Raw genomic sequence first — 20,617 nt, 5'->3', positions numbered from 1 at the left:
GCGTCGCCGCGGATCCGACCGGCCGACGGCGTGGGGCCGCCCCGAGCGTGCCCCCGCCCGTTCTCGATCACGTGGAGGGAAACGGATGCTGGGTGAGTCCCAGGCGATCGCCGTCGTCGGCATCGCGTGCCGACTGCCGGGGGCCGGGAATCCGTCGGAGTTCGCGGCCCTGCTCGCCCGCGGCGGCGACGCCGTCACCGAGGCACCGGCCGAACGCCGCGGCCTCGTCCCCGAGATCCCGGGGATCACCGCGCGCGGCGGGTTCCTCGGCGGGGTGGACGGGTTCGACGCCGGCTTCTTCGGGATCTCCCCGCGAGAAGCCGCCGCCATGGACCCCCAACAGCGCCTCCTGCTGGAACTCGGCTGGGAGGCCCTGGAACACGCCGGAACCGTCCCCGCCGGCCTCCACGGCACCCGCACGGGCGTCTTCGTCGGCGCCCTCGCCGACGACTACGCCCGTCTCCTCGGGCAGCACGGCCCCGACGCCGTCACCGCCCACAGTTTCACCGGCGTGCAGCGCTCCCTCCTCGCCAACCGGATCTCCTACACCCTCGGCCTGCGCGGCCCCAGCCTCTCGGTCGACACCGGGCAGTCCTCCTCGCTCGTCGCCGTCCATCTCGCCGTGGAGAGCCTGCGGCGCGGCGAATGCGCGCTGGCCCTCGCCGGCGGCGTCAACCTGATCCTGTCCCCCGAGAGCACCCTCGCCGTCGCCCGTCTCGGCGCCCTCTCCCCGGACGGCCGCTGCCACACCTTCGACGCCCGCGCCAACGGATACGTCCGCGGCGAGGGCGGCGGGCTGGTCCTCCTGAAGCCCCTCTCCCGCGCCCTCGCCGACGGCGACCGCGTCCACTGCCTCATCCGGGGCAGCGCCGTCAACAACGACGGTGGTGGCGACGGCCTGACCGTCCCCGATCCCGACGCCCAGCGCGAACTGCTGCTGCTCGCCTGCGAGCGGGCCGGCACCGACCCCGCCGACATCCAGTACGTCGAACTCCACGGCACCGGCACCCCCGAGGGCGACCCCGCGGAGGCCGCCGCGCTCGGCCGTGCCCTGGGCGCGGGCCGCCCCGCCGGACGACGGCTGAGGGTCGGCTCGGTCAAGACCAACATCGGGCACCTGGAGGGCGCCGCCGGAATTGCCGGCCTCCTCAAGACGGTGCTGTGCCTGCGCGACGCCCGCCTCGTCCCGACCCTGCACCACGAGAACCCGCACCCCCGCATCCGCCTGGACGACTTGGGCCTGACCGTCCAGCACACCACCGAGCCCTGGCCGGACACCGACGGCTCACCGCGGGTCGCGGGGGTCAGCTCGTTCGGGCTGGGAGGCACGAACTGCCACGTGGTGCTGTCCAGTTGGAACCCGGAACCCGAGGTGTCGCGTGGCACGGGTCGTGGGGCGGACGAGGACTCAGGTCCCCGGGAGCGCGGCCACGCCCATGTTCCGTGGGTGCTGTCCGCCCGTACGCCCCAGGCGCTCGCCGAACAGGCGCGGCAGCTCCTGGAGTCCGTCCCCGAGTCGTCGCCCGCCGAGGTCGGCCACGCCCTGCTGACGACCCGCACCCTCTTTCCCCACCGGGCGGTCGTGCTCGGCTCCGACCGCTTCGCCAGACTTCGCGGCCTCGCCGCACTCGCGGCGAACGGAAAGCTCCCCACCGTCGTCACCTCCCCGAGCCGGGCACCGGCCGCCCCGGGGCCCGGCCCCGTCTTCGTGTTCCCCGGCCAGGGCTCCCAGTGGTCCGGCATGGCCGTGGAACTCCTCGACAATCAGCCGGAGTTCGCCGCCGCCTGGGCCCGCTGCGAGCAGGCCCTCGCCACCTGCGTCGACTGGTCCCCGACCGACGTACTCCGGGAAGCACCCGGCGCACCGGGCCTGGACCGGGTCGAGGTGCTCCAGCCGGTCCTGTGGGCCGTCATGGTGAGCCTCGCCGAGGTGTGGCGCGCGTACGGGGTCGAGCCCGCCGCGGTCGTCGGGCACTCGCAGGGCGAGGTCGCCGCGGCCTGCGTGGCCGGCGTGCTCACCCTCGCGGACGGCGCACGCATAGCCGTACGGCGCGCCGAACTCATCGGCCGCCAACTCTCGGGCATGGGCGGCATGGTGGCCGTACCCGAGTCCGAGGAGAGTGCCCGTGCCCGCCTGGCGACACTCGGCGGGCACATCGAACTCGCCGCCGTCAACGGCCCCGACGCGGTAGTGGTGGCCGGCGCCGACGACGCGCTGGAGGACCTGCTTGCCTCCTGCTGCGCCGACGGCGTCCGCGCGCGCCGCGTCGCCGTGGACTACGCCTCGCACTCCTCCCACGTCGAGGGCATCCGTCCCGAACTCCTCGGCGCCCTCGCGGACATCACCCCGCTGCCCGCCCGGGTTCCCCTGTACTCCACCGTCGACAGGGGAGAGGTGGCGCTCGGCGAGGACGGGCCACGGCTGGACGGTGCCTACTGGTACCGGAACCTGCGCGAGCCTGTCGCCTTCGCCGCCGCCGTCACCGCGCTGGCCGAGGCCGGCCACCGCACCTTCATCGAGATCAGCCCCCACCCGCTCCTCACCGCCTCGGTGGCCGCGACCGTCGAACACACCGGTGACACCGTTCCGGTCGTCGTCCCCACGCTGCGCCGCAACCACGGCGGCCCCGCGCAGCTCGCCGCCGGGCTGGCCCAGGCCTTCGTGACGGGGACGCACGTGGACTGGACGGCCGCCTTCGCCGGACACCGGCCCGGCTCGGCCCTCGAACTGCCGACGTATCCCTTCCAGCGGCGCAGGTACTGGCTCGGTCCTGACGGCGTGACGGGTACGACGGGCGTGGCCGACGATGTGCGGGGCGTGCATGACCTCAGTGGCGGCCGTGACCTGCTGGACCTCGTGCGCGCCGAGGCGGCCGCCGTCCTGGGCCATGAAGCCGTAGCGGAGGTCGACCCGGGGCTGACGTTCAAGGACCTCGGCTTCGACTCCCACCTGGCCCTGGAACTGCGCGTCCGGCTGAACGCCGCGACCGGCCGACGCCTGCCCACCACCGCGCTGTTCGACCACCCGACGCCCAGGGCGGTCGCCCGGTATCTCGGCGCCGAGGAAGTCGAAGCCGGTGGCGGTCTCGATGGCGGTGACAGCGGTGGTGGCGGTGGCGGGGCCTCGTCAGCGGGCGTGGGCGCCGCCGTCGAACCGATTGCGATCGTCGGTATGGCGTGCCGGCTGCCCGGAGGCATCCGAAGCCCCGAGGAGCTCTGGCGGGCAGTGCTGGCGGGGATCGACGCGATCTCCGCGCCGCCGGCCGAACGCGGCTGGGACGACGAGGGACACCGGGGCGGCTTCATCGAGGACGCCGCCGACTTCGACGCCGACCTCTTCGGTATCGCGCCGCGTGAGGCCTTGGCGATGGACCCCCAGCAGCGGCTGCTCCTGGAGACGGCGTGGGAGGCGGTGGAACGGGCGGGCATCGCCCCCTCGTCCCTGCGCTCCACCCGTACCGGCGTCTATGTCGGTGCCATGTCCCAGGAGTACGGCCCACGGCTCCACGACGCCCCCGACGACCTGCGCGGCCACCTGCTGACCGGGAACACGGCCGGCGTGCTCTCGGGCCGACTGTCCTACGTCTTCGGGTGTGAGGGACCGGCCGTCACCGTGGACACGGCCTGCTCGTCCTCGCTGGTCGCCCTCCATCTCGCCGCCGAGTCCCTGCGGCGGGGGGAGTGCTCGATGGCGCTCGCGGCGGGGGTGGCGGTGATGGCCACCCCCGGTCTGTTCGCTGAGTTCGGACGGCAGGGCGGGTTGGCGGGTGACGGCCGGTGCAAGGCGTTCGGGGCGGCGGCCGACGGGACCGGCTGGTCGGAAGGGGTCGGCGTACTCGTCGTCGAACGGCTTTCCGACGCCCGCCGCGACGGCCACCGTGTCCTCGCCGTGCTGCGGGGTTCGGCCGTCAACCAGGACGGGGCGTCCAACGGTCTCACCGCGCCCAACGGGCTCGCCCAGCAAGGGGTGATCCGCGACGCGCTGGCGAGCGCCGGGCTGTCGCCGTCCGACGTGGACGCCGTGGAGGCCCACGGGACGGGCACCCGGCTCGGCGACCCGATCGAGGCTCACGCGCTGCTCGCCACGTACGGGCAGAACCGCGAACGGCCCCTGCGGATCGGCTCGTTGAAGTCGAACATCGGTCATGCCCAGGCCGCCGCCGGCGTGGCCGGTGTCATCAAGACGGTGCTGGCGCTGCGGCACGGGGTGCTGCCGCGCACGCTCCATGTGGACGAACCCTCGCCCGAGGTCGACTGGTCGGCGGGCTCGGTGGAGCTGTTGACGGAGTCCCAGCCTTGGCCGGAGACGGGCCGCCCCAGGCGGGCGGGCGTGTCGTCGTTCGGGATCAGCGGGACGAACGCGCATGTAGTCCTGGAGCAAGGGGAGACGCCCGCCGATTCCGATTCCGATTCCGATTCCGATTCCGGTGTTGATACCGGCTCGGGTGCCGGTGCCGGTGCCGGTGCCGGTGCCGAGTACGAGTCGTTCGAAGTATCGCCCGAGCGCGTCCCGAGCCCTGCCCTTCTTGCCGTCCCCGCCCCTACCTCTCCCTCCGCGCGTACCTCCACCCCCACCCCCCTCCCGCTCGTGCTGTCGGCCGCGAGCGAGGGGGCGTTGAGGGCGCAGGCCGGGCGGTTGAGGGCGCGGCTCGCCGGGGCGCCGCCGGAGATCGGGGTGGGAGCGTTCGGGCACGCGTTGGCGGTGACACGAGCCGCGTTGCCGTACCGGGCAGCTGTCGTGGCCGTCGACCGGGAAGAGGCGACGGCCGGTCTGGACGCCCTCGCGGCCAGGACCGACGCTCCCTCGGCGTTCCGGGCGACGGCGGCCGAGGGACGGACCGCGTTCCTCTTCACCGGGCAGGGCAGTCAACGAGTCGGCATGGGCTCGGAGTTGGCCGCCGCCCACCCCGTGTTCCAAAGCGCCGTCGACGAGGTGGCGACCCACCTGGACGCCCACCTCGCGCAGCCCCTGACGAAGGTGCCGGCCGACGAGAGGGGGCTGCTCGACCGCACGGAGTACGCCCAACCCGCTCTGTTCGCCCTCGAAGTGGCTCTCTTCCGGCAGATGGAGCACTGGGGGATCATCCCCGACCATCTGCTCGGGCACTCGGTCGGCGCGCTCGCGGCGGCCCATGTGGCCGGAGTGCTGTCGTTGCCGGACGCCTGCCGCCTCGTCGCGGCCCGTGGGCGGCTGATGCAGGCCCTGCCCGCGACGGGCGCCATGGCCGCGGTGGAGGCCACCGAGGCGGAGATGCTGCCCGATCTCTCCGCACGCGGCCACGAGATCGGTCTCGCCGCCGTGAACGGTCCGACGGCCGTGGTGATCTCCGGCGACACCGAAGCCGTCATGCGTACGGTGCGAGACTGGGAGCGCCGGGGCCGCCGGACGCGCGTGCTGCGGGTCTCCCACGCGTTCCACTCGCCCCACATGGACGCGATGCTGGCCGACTTCGACGAGGTGGCCCGCTCGGTCACGTACCACCCGCCGACCCTCTCCGTGATCAGCGACGTCACGGGAGAGCCCGCCTCGCACGAGGAACTGTGCTCGCCTCTCTACTGGGTCCGCCATGCGCGCCAGACGGTCCGCTTCCACGACGGTGTGCGCCGGCTGAGGGCCCTGGGAACGACGCGGTACGTCGAACTGGGGCCGGACGCGGTGCTCAGCGCGATGGTGCGGGAGTGCTTGGCGGAGGGCGGCGAGCAACTGGGCGGGGCCGAGCGGCGCGAAGGGACGCGGGCTGCGGCGGAAAGCTCCGGCGCGCTGGTCGTGCCCGTGCTGCGCCGGGCCCTGCCGGAGCCGCTGAGCGCGGCGGTGGCCGTCGCCCGGTTGCATGTGACAGGCCACACCCCCGACTGGTCGGCCGTTTTCGAGGGGCACCCGCCCGCTCCGTGCGAGGCCCTGCCGACGTACGCCTTCCAGCGCCGCCGCTACTGGCTGGCCCCCACAGCGGCGCAGGCCACCGCCGCTGCCGGTACGACGCCGCTCGGCCACCCGCTGCTCTCCGCCGCCCTCACCCTCGCGGAGACCGGGCACACCTCGCTGACCGGCAGGCTCTCCCCGGCCACCCGTCCATGGCTCGCCGACCGTGTGATCGACGGCAGGGTGGCCGTGCCCGACCCCGTTCTCCTGGACCTCGCCGTCGTCGCCGCGCGCGAGACCGGCTCCGGGCAGGTCGCCGAACTCCGGCCCGTACAACCGCTGGTGCTTCCGGCGCGGGGCGCGCTGGAGCTACAGGTCACGGTAGGCCCCCGGAACGGCGTGCACGGCCACCGCCCCGTGACCGTGCACGCCCGCCCCGAGGGCCGTGACAGCGGCTGGGTCCGGCACGCGGAGGGGGCCCTGGCTCCCGCGATCCCCCCTGCCGCCCTTCCCCTCGACCGCGCCGGGGAGGCAGCCTTGCCCGGCGCCGGTGGAGTGGGGGAGTGGCCGCCGAAGGGTGCCGAGCCGATCGAGGTGGGATCGGTCGCCGACGGACACGGCGCCGAGATCGAGGTCACGTACGGGCCTGGTCTCGCCGCACTGCGCGCGGTGTGGCGGCGGGGCGGCGAACTCTGGGCCGAACTGGTCGTACCGGACGCCGACAGCACGGACAGCACAGACAGCGCTGAGGGGGACGCCTTCGGTCTGCACCCGGCGTTGCTGGAGGGCGTACTGCATGCCTTGCGGCTCGCCCGGGCCGAGGGCGACGGAAAGTGGTACGGGGCGACCTTCCGCGACGTCAGCGTGCCGGGCACCGCGACCGGTCGGCTACGGGCCCGGATCACCTCCCTTGGCGCGGACCATGGCTACGGCGGCGACGATCGCGTGCTCCCGGACGGCCAAGCTGCCGAAGCCGGAGTAGGAGGCGGAGTAGGCGTAGAAGTACGAGCCGGCGTCGCCGTCCGGATCACCGACCTCGCCGGGCGTCCGGTCGCCGTCATCGGAGCCCTCACCTCGCGCCCGCTGCCCACCTCCATCTCGGCGAGTGGGGTCCCCTACGCCGATGCCGCGCCGTACGAACTGGCCTGGCGCCCCGTCGAACAGCCCCCGGCAATCCCGTCCGCCAGCTGGGCCCTGCTCGGCGACTCCTCGACTCTCCCGCCCGAAGCCCTGCCGGGTGCCGAACTCCATCGGGACCTCGCCTCCCTCCTGGCGGCGGGGCCGCCGCCGGATCTGGTCGTCGCCTGCTGCGGCACCGGTCCCGACGACGTGGCCTCGGGTCTCCCCGGGGCCACCACTCCCGACCCGGCCACCGTCGCCCACGCCGCAGCGCACCGAGCGGTTCGGCTGGCGCAGGCCTGGGCAGCCGAGGAGCGCCTCGCCGACACGCGGCTGGTGGTCGTCACCCGGCGGGCGGTCGCGGCCGACGACGGACCGTGCGAGCCCGGTGCGGCGCCCGTGTGGGGCCTGTTCCGCTCGGCGCAGAGCGAACACCCCGGTCGCTTCCTGCTCATCGACCTGGACGAGGACCCGGCGTCCGCGGCGGCCCTCCCCGCAGCGGTCGCCTGCGGCGAACCCCAGGTCGCGATCCGGGCCGGCCGCCTCCACGCACCCCGCGTGGTCCGCCCGCCGGCGTGGGCTGTCTCCCCCGGCCCCTCCAGTCTCTCCAGCCCCTCCGGCGCCTCAGTGGCGAGGGAGGCTAAAAAGGCCGCCACCCCGTCCGAACGTGTCGCGGAGGCGGGCAAGTTCGCCGGAGGCAATGCCTCGGCGCTCGACCCCGACGGCACCGTTCTCGTCACTGGCGGGACGGGGGCCCTGGGGCGTCTGGTGGCCCGGCACCTGGTGGCCCGGCACGGTGTGCGGCACCTGCTGCTGGTCAGCCGTCGGGGTGCCGGAGCCCCCGACGTCGACGAAGCCGTCGCGGCGCTCGGCACGGACGTGCGGGTCACGGTCGCCGCCTGTGACGTGGCCGACCGGGACGAGCTCGCCGCCGTTCTCGCGGGGATCCCCGACGCGCACCCCCTGACAGCCGTCGTGCACACGGCGGGCGTCCTCCACGACTCAGTCGTCGAGGCCATCGCCCCCGAGGCGCTCGACAGGGTGCTGCGGCCGAAGGTCGACGCGGCATGGCATCTGCACGAACTGACCGCCGGGGCGGACCTCGCCGCCTTCGTGCTCTTCTCGTCCGTCTCCGGTATCAACGGGGCCGCAGGGCAGGGCAGTTACGCGGCAGGAAACGCCTTCCTCGACGCGCTGGCGCAGGCCCGTCGTGCCCAGGGGCTGCCCGCCGTGTCGCTCGCCTGGGGGCCCTGGGCCTCCGGCGCGGGCATGACCGGGGGCCTCACCGCGACCGACCTGCGGCGGATGCGCCGTACGGGACTGCTGCCGCTCGACCCGGAGCACGGGCTCGCGCTCCTCGACGCCGCCCTGCGCCGACCTGGGCCCGCGCTGCGACTACCGGTTGCCCTGTCCCTGCCCCTGGTGCGGCGGAGCGCGCACGCGGGGGAGGCCTCGCCCCTCTACCGGGAACTCGCCGGCAGCGCCTGGCGCGATCCCGCCGCGGGCGACGCCGGCTCGCACGCGGGGCCGACGGGGGAGGGCGACGGCGGCTCGACGCCCGTCCGGCTGACAGTCGAGGCCGGACGCTCCGCACCGGAACAGGAGGCCGCCCTCCTCGACCAGGTCCGCGCGCACGCCGCGGCCGTGCTCGGGCACCGCGACGGGCGACGGGTGGACGCGGCCCGCACCTTCAAGGAGTTGGGGTTCGACTCCCTGATGGGCGTCGAACTCCGCAACCGGCTGGCCGCCGCGTGCGGACGCCGCATGCCCGCCGGACTGCTGTTCAACCAGCCCACGCCCCGGGCCGTGGCCCGCTTTCTGCGCACCCGGCTCGCCCCACCGGACCTCCCGGCCGACGCGGACATGCTTGGCGACGGGATCGGCCGTCTGGAGCGACTGCTGACGGGGGCGCCCGTCGAACCCGCGGAACTGCGGCACGCGGCCGACCGACTGCGCGTCCTGCTCGCCCGGTGCGACGCTCCCCATCCCGTCACCGCGCCGACGACGACCGGTACCACCGGCACACCGTCACCGGCCGACGGACGCACGTCGCGGACGAACGCCAACGGCACGCACGGCGCCGACAGCGCGTATGGCGCGAGCGACTCGGCCGACGCCGGGGACGGCGGTGGCGTGCGCGCCGCTCTCAGCACGGCGAGCGTCGACGATCTCTTCTCCTTCATCGACCGGGAACTCGGCACCGACCGGCAGGAGCACGGGGAATGACGGACATGGCGGCAGCGGCGTCGGCAGAGGCATCGTCGGCGGTGGAATCCGAGAAGCTGGTCGAATACCTCAAGCGGGTCACCGCCGAACTCCACGACACCCGGGGGCGGTTGCGCCGGGCCGAGGACAGCGCGCGCGAGCCGATCGCGATCGTCGGAGTCGGCTGCAGGCTGCCGGGTGGCGCGGACTCGCCGCAGCGGTTGTGGGAGCTGGTGGCCGAGGGCCGGGACGCCATCGACCGGGTTCCGGCCGAGCGGGGGTGGGACGTCACCTATCCCGGTGGCTTCCTGCCGGACGTGGCGGGTTTCGACGCCGCCTTCTTCGGTATCTCACCGCGTGAGGCCGCCGCCATGGACCCACAGCAGCGGCTGCTCCTGGAGACCGCGTGGGAGGCCTTCGAACGCGCCGGGATCGCCCCCCGCTCGCCCGACTCCCGGCGGACGGGAGTCTTCGCGGGGCTGGTCGCCCAGGAGTACGGGCCCCGTCTGGACGAGGCGTCCGACGACACGGGTGGGCATGTACTGACCGGCACCACCGCGAGCGTGGCCTCCGGCCGGATCGCCTACACCTTCGACTTCGAGGGGCCGGCGGTCACCGTGGACACCGCCTGCTCGTCCTCGCTGGTCGCCCTGCACCTGGCCGCCCAGGCGCTGCGGCGCGGCGACTGCGACCTGGCGCTGGCCGGCGGTGTGTGCGTGCTGCCGACACCCGGTACGTTCCTCAGCTTCGAACGACAGGGCGGCCTCGCGGCGGACGGCCGGTGCAAGGCGTTCGGGGCCGGAGCCGACGGCACCGGCTGGTCCGAGGGCGCCGTCCTGCTCCTCGTCGAGCGGCTCTCCGACGCCCGCCGCAACGGCCACCCCGTCCTCGCGGTGGTCAGGGGCACGGCGGTGAACCAGGACGGTGCCTCCAACGGCCTCAGCGCGCCCAGCGGGCCCGCGCAGGAGCGCGTCATCCGGGCGGCGCTCGCCGACGCCGGGCTCACCGCCGCCGACATCGACGCCGTGGAGGCGCACGGCACCGGCACGCGACTCGGCGACCCCATCGAGGCGGAGGCCCTGCTCGCCGTGTACGGCGCCGACCGCCCGGCGGACCGGCCGCTGTGGCTGGGCTCGCTGAAGTCGAACATCGGCCACACCCAGGCAGCCGCCGGCGCCGCCGGTGTCGTCAAGACGTTGCTCGCGATGCGGCACGGCGTCCTGCCGCCGACCCTGCACGCCGCCGAGCCCACGCGTGAGGTCGACTGGTCCGAGGGCACGGTACGGCTGCTGACCGAGGCCCGCGCGTGGCCGGAGACGGGCCGTCCGCGCCGGGCGGGCGTGTCGTCGTTCGGGATCAGCGGCACCAACGCCCACGTCATCCTCGAACAGGCCCCCGCCGACCCCGGCTCCGCCGCCACGGACCGCGGCCCCGCCACCACCGATCTCACCGATGTCGCGACCGGCACCACCGGCCCCGACCTCGCCACGGCCCCGTTCACCGCGCCGCCCCTGCTGCCCTGGCCGCTCACCGCCCGCTCCCGGACCGCTCTGGAGGACCAGGCCCGCGCCCTGCACCGCCACTTGACGACGGGCACCTCAGCCACCGTCCACGCCGAGGCCGACGCCTCCGCGGCCGACGTCGCCCTGTCGCTCGCCACCACCCGGGTGGCCCTGGAACACCGTACGGTCGCCCTCGCACCCGACCGCGACGGTCTGCTCGCCCTGCTGGCGCGGGCCGCCGACCGGGCCACGCCGCAGGGCCTCGTACGCGGGCACCACGCGGCTCCCGAGCCCGCGCGCACCGTGTTCGTCTTTCCAGGCCAGGGCTCCCAGTGGGCGGGCATGGCGGTCGAGCTGCTGGACGCCTCACCGGTGTTCGCCCGCCGTATGGCCGAGTGCGAGACCGCTCTCGCGCCGTTCACCGACTGGCGGCTCACCGACGTGCTGCGCGCCCCGGACGCCGCCGAGGCGCTGACCCGTGTGGATGTGGTGCAGCCCGTGCTCTGGGCGGTCATGGTGTCCCTCGCCGAACTCTGGACCGCGTGCGGAGTACGGCCCGACGCCGTCCTCGGCCACTCCCAGGGCGAGATCGCCGCCGCGGTCGTCGCCGGTGCGCTCACCCTCGACGACGGGGCCCGCGTCGTCGCCCTGCGCTCCCGGTCGCTGACCGAACTACCGGTGCGCGGCGGCATGCTCACCGTCGCCGAACCGGCCGACACCGTACGCGCCCGGCTGGCCCCCTTCTCCGGCCGGCTCGACATAGGGGCCGTCAACGGACCGGCGTCGACCGTCGTCACCGGCGACACGGCGGACCTGGACGCCCTGGAGGCCGCCTGCGCCCACGACGGCGTACGCGCCCACCGCGTCAACATCGACTACGCCTCCCACTCGCCCCTCGTCGCCATGCTGGAGGACCGGATCACCGGTCTCCTCGCCCCCGTACGCCCTCGCGCCGGTCATGTCGCCTTCTACTCACCGCTGACCGGCGGCCGACTGGACACCACGGCACTCGACGCCGGCTACTGGTACCGCAGTCTGCGCCGCACCGTCAGGTTCGAGGAGGCCACCCGCGCCGCGCTCGACGACGGACACACCCTGTTCATCGAGGTCAGCCCGCACCCGGTGCTCGTCGGCCCCGTCCAGGGCACCCTGGACGCCACCCGCCGGGAGGCCACCGTGCTCGGCACCCTCCGCCGGGGAAGGGGCGGCCGGGCCGAACGGTTCGTCGAGGCGCTCGCCGAGGCGTACGTGCACGGAGCCCCCGTCGACTGGACGGCGCTGCTCGTCGGTACCGGCGCGCGCCGCGTGGAGTTGCCCACCTACGCCTTCCAGCGCTCCCGGCACTGGCTGAACAGGCCCGCGACGGCCGACCACCCGGACGATCCCGCGACGGCGGCCCTGTGGGAAGCCGTCGACAGGGACGACGCGGCCGATGTGGCCGCGCGGCTGGGCATACGACCCGACGACTCCCTCACCGCCACCGTGCACGCCCTGGCCGCCTGGCGAGCCGACTCCCGCCGCACCGCCACCATCGCCCGCTGCCGTTACGAAGTCACCTGGAAGCCAGTCCCCGAACCGGCGGCTCCCCGGCTCACGGGCGACTGGGTGCTGCTGGTGCCGGAAGAGGAAGAGAGGGCGAGAGGCGCGGACTTCGGCAACGGCGCGGAGTCGTCCGGCGGCGCCGGTGCCGGTGCCGGGGACGCCGATGCCACGGACGTCCGCGCGACCTCCGTCCGCGCGACGGCTCCCGGCTCCGGCCCGGCCGACTGGGTGGCGGACGCGCTGATCGCGCACGGGGCCGAGCGCGTCGACCGGATCGCGGTCGGTGCGGGCACCGGCCGTGAGGAACTGGCCGGGCTGTTGCGGCGGCACGGCCCGGCCGCCGGAGTCGTCTCGCTGCTCGGCACCGACGTACGTCCGCACCCCGGCCACCCCGCTGTCCCCGTAGGGGTCGCCGCCACCCTGACGGCCGCTCAGGCGCTTCTGGACCTCGGCGGGTCCGCTCCGCTGTGGTGCCTCACCCACGGCGCCGTCACCACCGGCTCCGACCTCGCGTCCCCGGCCGCAGAGACGCTCGGCGACGCCGAGGACGGGCCGGTTCCGGAGCAGGCCCAGATCTGGGGGCTCGGCCGGGTCGTGGGGCTGGAGGCGCCCGGCGTCTGGGGCGGCCTCGTCGACCTGCCGAGGCGACTCGACGAGACGGTGGCCCGCGCCCTCTGCGCGGTCCTGGCCGCTCCCGGCGACGAACAGGAGTGGGCGCTGCGTGCGGCGGGCCCCCGCGTCCGACGCCTCGTCCGCGCCCCGCGTCGCACCGAGACCCCCGCCCGGAAGTGGCGGCCCCGCGGCACGGTCCTGATCACCGGCGGAACGGGCGCCCTCGGCGGCCATGTCGCCCGCCGCCTGGCCAGGGACGGCGCCGACCACCTCGTCCTGACCGGCCGCCGGGGCGCCGAGGCCCCGGGTGCCGCCGAACTGGCCGAGGAACTAAGGGCCTTGGGCACCCGCGTGACACTCGCCGCCTGCGACGTGGCCGACCGGGACGCACTGGCCGCCGTGCTCGACGCGATCCCCGCCGAACACCCTCTCACCGCCGTCGTGCACGCCGCAGGCGTCAGCGCGCTCGGCCGCCTCGACACCACCACGTCCGCCGACCTCGCCGCGATGGCGGACGGCAAGGTGAGCGGCGCCCGCCACCTGGACGACATCCTCGCCGACCGCGCGCTCGACGCGTTCGTCCTCTTCTCCTCCGGCGCCGCCGTCTGGGGCGGTGCCCGCCAGGCCGCGTACGCCGCCGCCAACGCCCACCTCGACGCCCTCGCGGCCCGCCGCCGGGCACGTGGTCTGGCCGCCACCTCTGTGGCGTGGGGCAGTTGGGGCGGCGGCGGGATGGTCGACGCCCGCATCCAGCGCGTCTTCGAGCGGATCGGCGTACGGGCCATGGACCCGGACACGGCCGTCGACGCGCTGCTCGGCGCCGTCGGCGACGACGAGACCGCGGTGACGGTCACCGACATGGACTGGCGGGCCTTCGCCACCGGGTTCCGTCTCTCCCGCCGCCGTACCCTCCTCGACGACATCCCGGAAGCCGCCGACGCGCCCCCGTCCACCGGACCCGCACCCGACGAAGCCCGCGCCGCCGAAACCCCCGCGCTCGCGGAGGTCCTCGCCGGCCTCACCGACCGTGAACGCGACCGGCGCCTGCTGGACCTCGTCCGCTCCTGCGCGGCCACGGCCCTAGGCCACACCGACGCGAGCGAGGTCGCCCCCACCGCCACCTTCCGTGACCTCGGCCTGGACTCGGTGACCGCCGTGGACCTGCGCAACCGGCTCACCACCGCCACCGGCCTGACCCTGCCCGGCACCCTCGCCTTCGACCACCCCACCCCCACCGCCGTGGTCGCCGAACTGCGCACCCTGCTGATACCCGCGTGGGCACCGACACCGACACCGACACCGGCACAGCCGCACGCACCCGTCCTCGCACCCGGATCCGCCCGCACAGCGACGCTCGTCGAGGACCCCGTCGCCGTCGTCGCCCTGTCCTGCCGCCTGCCCGGCGGGGTCACGTCGCCCGAGGACCTGTGGCGCCTGGTCGTCGAGGGCCGCGACGGCATCACCCCCTTTCCCGCCGACCGGGGCTGGCACACCGCCGGACTCGGCGACGGCCACGCCCTCCCCGGCGAGGGCGGCTTCCTCGACGACCTCGCGGGCTTCGACGCCGCCTTCTTCGGCATCTCACCCCGCGAGGCCCTGGCGATGGACCCCCAGCAGCGGCTGCTGCTGGAGGTTGCGTGGGAGGCCCTCGAACGAGCCGGCATCGACCCGCTGTCGCTGCGGGGCAGCCGTACCGGAGTCTTCGTCGGAGCCGGGCACTTCGACTACGCGACCCTGGCCGCCACCACCGAGGAGGGCAAGGACTACGCCCTGACCGGCTCGGCCGGCAGCGTGCTCTCCGGCCGGGTCGCCTACACCCTCGGCCTGGAGGGCCCGGCGGTCACCGTCGACACGGCCTGCTCCTCCTCCCTGGTCGCCCTCCACCACGCCGTCCGGGCCCTGCGCGACGGCGAGTGCGCCCTCGCCCTGGTGGGCGGCGCCGCCGTGATGGCCACCACCGGCGCGTACGAGGCCTTCGCCCGGCAGGGCGGCCTCGCCCCCGACGGCCGCTGCAAGGCCTTCGCGGACGCGGCCGACGGAACGGGCTGGGGCGAGGGCGTCGGCATGGTGGTGGTGGAGAGACTGTCGGACGCCCGCCGCAATGGTCATCCGGTGTGGGCTGTGGTGCGGGGTTCGGCGGTGAATCAGGACGGTGCGTCGAATGGTCTGACGGCGCCGAACGGGCCGTCCCAACAGCGGGTCATCCGGGACGCGTTGGCGGTCGCGGGGCTGGCTTCGTCGGACGTGGACGCGGTCGAGGCACACGGCACCGGGACGCGACTGGGCGATCCGATCGAGGCGCAGGCCCTGTTGGCGGCGTACGGCCAGGACCGTGAACGGCCGCTGTATCTGGGGTCGTTGAAGTCGAACATCGGCCACGTCCAGGCCGCTGCCGGTCTCGCGGGGGTCATCAAGACGGTGCTCGCGCTGCGGCACGGTGTGCTGCCGAAGACACTGCACGTCGACGAGCCGACCCGGCACGTGGACTGGTCGGCGGGCGCGGTGCGGCTGCTCACCGAGAACCTGCCCTGGCCCGAGTCGGACCGTCCACGCCGGGCCGGCGTCTCCTCGTTCGGCGTCAGCGGCACCAACGCCCATCTGATCCTGGAGCAGGGCGATGAGATCGGGGCGGGGCACGACCTGCCGGTCCGTCATCCGTTCCGTCATCCTTCGCCCGCCGTGCCCCTGGTGCTGTCGGCCCGGAGCACAGCGGCCCTGCGCGCCCAGGCCGTACAGCTGCGTGACTTCTTGGACGGCGACCTGACGCGCCCCGCCCTGCACGACATCGGCCTCACCCTCGCCGCGCACCGGGCCACGCTCGACCACCGCGCCGCCGTCGCGGCGGCCGACGAGGAGACCTTCCGCGCCGCACTCGACGCACTGGCCGAGGACCGGCCGTACCCCGGGCTCGTACGCGGCTCGGGCGGCGGCGCCGCGAACAGCCTGGCGGTGGTGTTCTCGGGTCAGGGGGCGCAGCGGGTCGGTATGGGGCGTGACCTGTACGAGGCGTACCCGGTGTTCGCGGCGGCGTTCGAGGAGGTGTGCGCGGGGTTCGAGGGGTTGTTGCCGGACGCCTTGAGGGAGGTCGTCTTCGACGGTCTGGCGGAGGAGTTGGAGTCGACGGGGTGGGCGCAGCCGGCGTTGTTCGCGGTGGAGGTGGCGCTGTTTCGGTTGCTGGAGTCGTGGGGGGTGCGGGCGGATGTGGTGATGGGGCATTCGCTGGGGGAGTTGGTGGCGGCTCATGTGGCGGGTGTGTGGTCGTTGGGGGATGCGTGTCGGGTGGTGGCGGCGCGTGGTCGGTTGATGCAGGGGTTGCCGTCGGGTGGGGTGATGTGGGTGGTGGAGGCGCGTGAGTCTGAGGTGCCCGACGGTGTCTGTGTGGCGGCGGTGAATGGTGCGTCGTCGTTGGTGCTGTCGGGGGCGGAGGACACCATGCGCGAGGTTGTCGAGCGGTTGGCGGCGGATGGTCGGCGGGTGAAGCGGCTGGCGGTGAGTCATGCCTTCCACTCGGTGTTGATGGAGCCGATGTTGGAGGACTTCGCCGGGGTGCTGGCGGGGGTGAGGTTCCACGAGGCGTCCGTGCCGGTCGTGTCGAACGTGTCGGGTGAGGTGGCGGGGGAGGAGTTGTCGACCCCGGAGTACTGGGTGCGGCATGTCCGGGCGACGGTGCGGTTCGCGGACGGGGTGCGCGCTCTGCGGGCCCAGGACATCGGCACGGTGCTGGAGATCGGCCCCGACGGCTCCCTCGTCTCCCTGGTGCAACAGAGCGCCCCCGGCGTGGTGGGCGTCGCCGCCCTGCGCCGGGACCGGCACGAGGCGGTGGCGCTGTCGGCCGCGCTGGCGGAGATGTGGGCGCACGGGGTGGCCGTGGACTGGCGGGCGGTGTTCGCCGGGACCGGGGCCCGCCGGGTGGACCTGCCGACCTACGCCTTCCAACACCGCCGCTACTGGCCCGACACGGCGGGCGCGGCGCCCGCCGGGGCGCTCCGGGCCGCCGGTCTCGGCACGGCCGACCACCCCCTGCTGCGCACCTGGCTCGTCCGGGCCGGCGACGCGGAGGTGATCGCCACGGGACGGATCACGCCCGCGACACAGCCCTGGCTCGCGGACCACCGGGTGCTCGGCACCGTCCTGCTGCCCGGCACCGCCTATGTGGACATGGCGTGCTGGGCCGGACAGCGCCTCGGTTGCCCGCAGCTGTCCGAACTGACGCTCTCCACCCCGCTGGCGCTGTCCGGCGAGGAGGCGGCCGATCTGCAACTCGTCGTCGGCGCGCCGGACGAGGAGGGGCGTCGTGCGATCGCCGTGCACTCCCGGCCCGTCGCCCCCGGCGGGAACGCCGATGACGAACTGCCCTGGACCCGGCACGCCGAGGGGATCATCGCCCCGGCCGGCGATCCTGCCCCCGCCGTCCTCTCCTGGCCCTCGGACTCCGTCGTCCCGCTCCCGCTCGGTGACTTCTACCCGGGCCTGGTCGAGGCAGGGTTCGCCTACGGGCCGTCGTTCCAGGGGCTCCGCTCCGCCCTGCGGACCGACGACGGCACGCTGTACGCCGAGGTCGAACTGGACGAGGACGACCGGGCGGCGGCCGGACGGTTCGCCGTGCACCCCGCCCTGCTCGACGCGGCCCTGCACGTCCTCGGCGTGGACCTGCCGCCGGGCGCCCCGGCCCGGTTGCCGTTCGCGTGGAACGGCGTACGGGTCCACGCGACCGGCGCCGACGCCCTGCGGGTTCGCGTGACGCGTGGTGCGGACGGGGCCGTGGGGCTGACCGCGGTGGACGTCGAGGGTGCGCCGGTCGTCACCGTCGAGGGACTGACCCTGCGCGAGGCCTCGGCCGAACGGCTGCCGGGCGCCGCCGCAGACCGTGACGCCCTGTTCCGTGTCGCGTGGACGGCCCTGCCCCTTCCGCCGGACGCGGCCCCGGTCGAGCCGGTCCCGTTGCCGGTGACCGAGGACGGGGACGTCGACTTCGACCGTGTCGAGGGCCTTCCCGACGCCGTGGTGACGCACTGCCCGTCCGGCCGGGTCGACGACGTCACCGCCCGTGTGCTGCGGATGCTGCAGGGGTGGGTGACCGACGAGCGGTACACGGCCGTTCCGCTCGTGGTCGTGACCAGGCGGGCCGCCGTGGTGACGGAGCCGGCCGTCGGCGCGGCGGACCTACGGACCGACGAGACGGACGAGGGGGACGACGACCTCCTCGCCCAGGCCGCCGTGGCCGGGCTGGTGCGCGCGGCCCAGGCCGAACACCCGGGGCGCCTCGTACTGGTGGACGACGACGGCGCGTCCCCGCGTGCCGCCGGGCTTGACAGCGCGCTTCCGCTGGCCGAGATCCTGGCCGGCGGGGAGCCCGACCTGGCCGTCCGGGCTGGACGCCTGTACGGCCGGCGGCTGGTCCCGGCACAAGCAGGGGCGGATAAAGAGGCTGGGGCGGTGCTTCGCGCGCCGGTCGGCCCGTGGCGGCTGGACTCGGTACGGCGCGGCTCGATCAGCGGCCTGGGCCTGGTGCCGCACCCCGGCGCGGAACGCGACCTGGCGCCGGGCGAGGTGCGGGTCGCCGTCCGCGCGGCCGGGTTGAACTTCCGGGACACGATGATCGCCCTCGACATGTATCCGGGCGCGGCCGAGCTGGGCATCGAGGGTGCCGGAGTGGTGCTGGAGACAGGCCCCGGTGTCACCCGGTTCGCGCCGGGCGACCGCGTGGCGGGCATGCTCGACGCGGCCTTCGCGCCCGTCGCCGTCACCGACCAACGGCTGCTCGCCCCCGTGCCCGAGGGCTGGACGTTCGCACGGGCCGCCGCCGCACCCGTGGCGTATCTGACGGCCTGGTACGGACTGCGCGACCTCGGTGGGCTGGGCCCCGGCGACCGGGTGCTCGTCCACGCGGGGGCGGGCGGGGTGGGTTCCGCCGCCGTGCGACTCGCCCGCCACCTGGGCGCCGAGGTGTACGCGACGGCTTCTCGGCCCAAGTGGGAGGCGCTGCGCGCCGCCGGGCTGGACGACGCGCACATCGCGGACTCCCGTGACACCGGCTTCCGGGAGCGGTTCCTCGCCCGTACGGGCCGTGCCGGCATGGACGTCGTACTGAACTGCCTGGCCGGGGAGTTCACCGACGCCTCCCTCGAACTGCTGCCGCGCGGCGGCGTGTTCGTCGAGATCGGCAAGACCGATCCGCGCGACCCGGACCAGGTCGCCGCCGACCACGCCGGTGTCCACTACCGCGCCTTCGATCTCGGTGACGCCGGCCCCGACCGCATCCGGGAGATGCTCACCGAACTGAACGCGCTCCACGCCGACGGCAGCCTGACCCCGCCGCCCGTCACCACCTGGGACATCCACCGTGCGCCCGAGGCCTTCCGGGCTGTCGCCCAGGCCCGGATCGTCGGCAAGGCCGTGCTCACCCTCGCCCCCGAGCCCTCGTCCGACGGAACGGTCCTCGTCACCGGCGGTACCGGCACCCTGGGCGCGCGGGTGGCGCGCCACCTGGTCGCGGGGCACGGCGTACGCCGCCTCGTGCTGACCTCACGCACGGGCGACGCGGCCCCCGGCGTGGCCGAACTACGGGACGAACTCGCCGCAGTCGGCGCCGAGACGGACATCGTCTCCTGCGACATCGGCGACCGGACGGCCGTGGCCGCGCTCCTGGACCGCCTCGCGGCCGACGGTCACCGACTCACCGGCGTCGTGCACTGCGCCGGCACCGTCGACGACGGCGTCCTGACCTCCCTCACCCCGGACCGGCTCGACCGCGTCCTGCACGCCAAGGCCCACGGCGCCCGCCATCTCGACGAGCTGACCCGCGCCCTCGACCTGTCCTCCTTCGTCCTGTTCTCCTCCGCCTCCGCCACCTTCGGCGCCGCCGGCCAGGCCAACTATTGCGCGGCCAACGCCTACCTCGACGCCCTGGCCGAACGCCGCGCGGCCAAGGGCCTGCCGGCCGTCTCCATCGCCTGGGGGCTGTGGGACGAGACCAGCGGCATGACCGCCGCCCTCGGCGACCGCGACCGGGAACGACTCCTGCGCACCGGCACCACCCCACTCCCCACCGAACGGGCCCTCGCCCTGTACGACGCCGCGCTCACCGCCCGCACCCCGGCCCTGACCGCAGCCCCGCTCGACCTGCCCCGGCTGCGCGCCGCCCACGGGGACCGGCCCACCCCCGCCCTGCTGTCCACGCTGCTCGGCCCGCCGCCCCGCCGCGCGGCCGTACGGCGACCGGACGCGCCCGGCGCCGACCTGACGACCTCCCTCATCGCCCTGCACGACGAAGAACGCCACGCCCGTGTCCTCGCCCTCGTGCTGGACCGCACCGCCCAGGTCCTCGGCCACACCCGGCCCGACGACGTCGACCCCGACCAGGTGTTCAAGGACCAGGGCTTCGACTCCCTCACCGCCGTCGAACTCCGCAACCAGCTCAAGGCGGCCACCGGACTGGACGTCCCGGCGACCCTCGTCTTCGACCACCCCTCGCCCACCGCCCTCGCCGACCACCTGCTGCTGCGGCTCCTGCCCGCGGCACCGAGCCCGCGGGAACGGCTGCGCCGCGACCTCGACCGGCTGGAGACCAGCGCCGAGGCCCTGACCGCCGACGACCCCGCCCACACCGAGGTGACCGAACGGCTCCGCCGGATCCTGCGCCTCCTGGAAACCCCCGCGGCCACGCCGGCCGGCCCCGCCGACGGCGACGAGACCCTCCGCGAGGCCACCGCCGACGAGGTCCTCGCCTTCATCGACAGCGAGTTCGGCGACCTCACCTGAACCCCTTCCCGTACGT

General features: G+C 74.9%; 2 protein-coding genes. Both read left to right on the top strand.

Going from position 1 to position 20,617, the window contains the following annotated elements; translation table 11 throughout:
* The first annotated feature begins 85 nt into the window (after positions 1-85).
* Entirely contained in the window at positions 86-9,205 is a 9,120-nt protein-coding gene (locus HW837_RS39985) for a type I polyketide synthase (protein WP_193381725.1), read from the top strand.
* A complete protein-coding gene (locus tag HW837_RS49185; protein WP_237270579.1) occupies positions 9,202-20,601 on the top strand; it encodes a type I polyketide synthase in 11,400 nt (3,799 codons plus the stop codon). Before HW837_RS39985 ends, HW837_RS49185 begins: the two co-directional genes overlap by 4 nt.
* The last annotated feature ends 16 nt before the right edge of the window (positions 20,602-20,617 follow it).

It is taken from the genome of Streptomyces caniscabiei (assembly GCF_014930365.1).
In the GTDB taxonomy this organism is placed as follows: Bacteria; Actinomycetota; Actinomycetes; order Streptomycetales; family Streptomycetaceae; genus Streptomyces; species Streptomyces caniscabiei.
This window is presented reverse-complemented; position numbering and strand designations above follow the sequence as displayed.

Coding starts and splice junctions, on each gene's coding strand:
- HW837_RS39985 (WP_193381725.1), top strand. CDS start 86: ATGCTGGGTGAGTCCCAGGCGATCGCCGTCGTCGGCATCGCGTGCCGA.
- HW837_RS49185 (WP_237270579.1), top strand. CDS start 9,202: ATGACGGACATGGCGGCAGCGGCGTCGGCAGAGGCATCGTCGGCGGTG.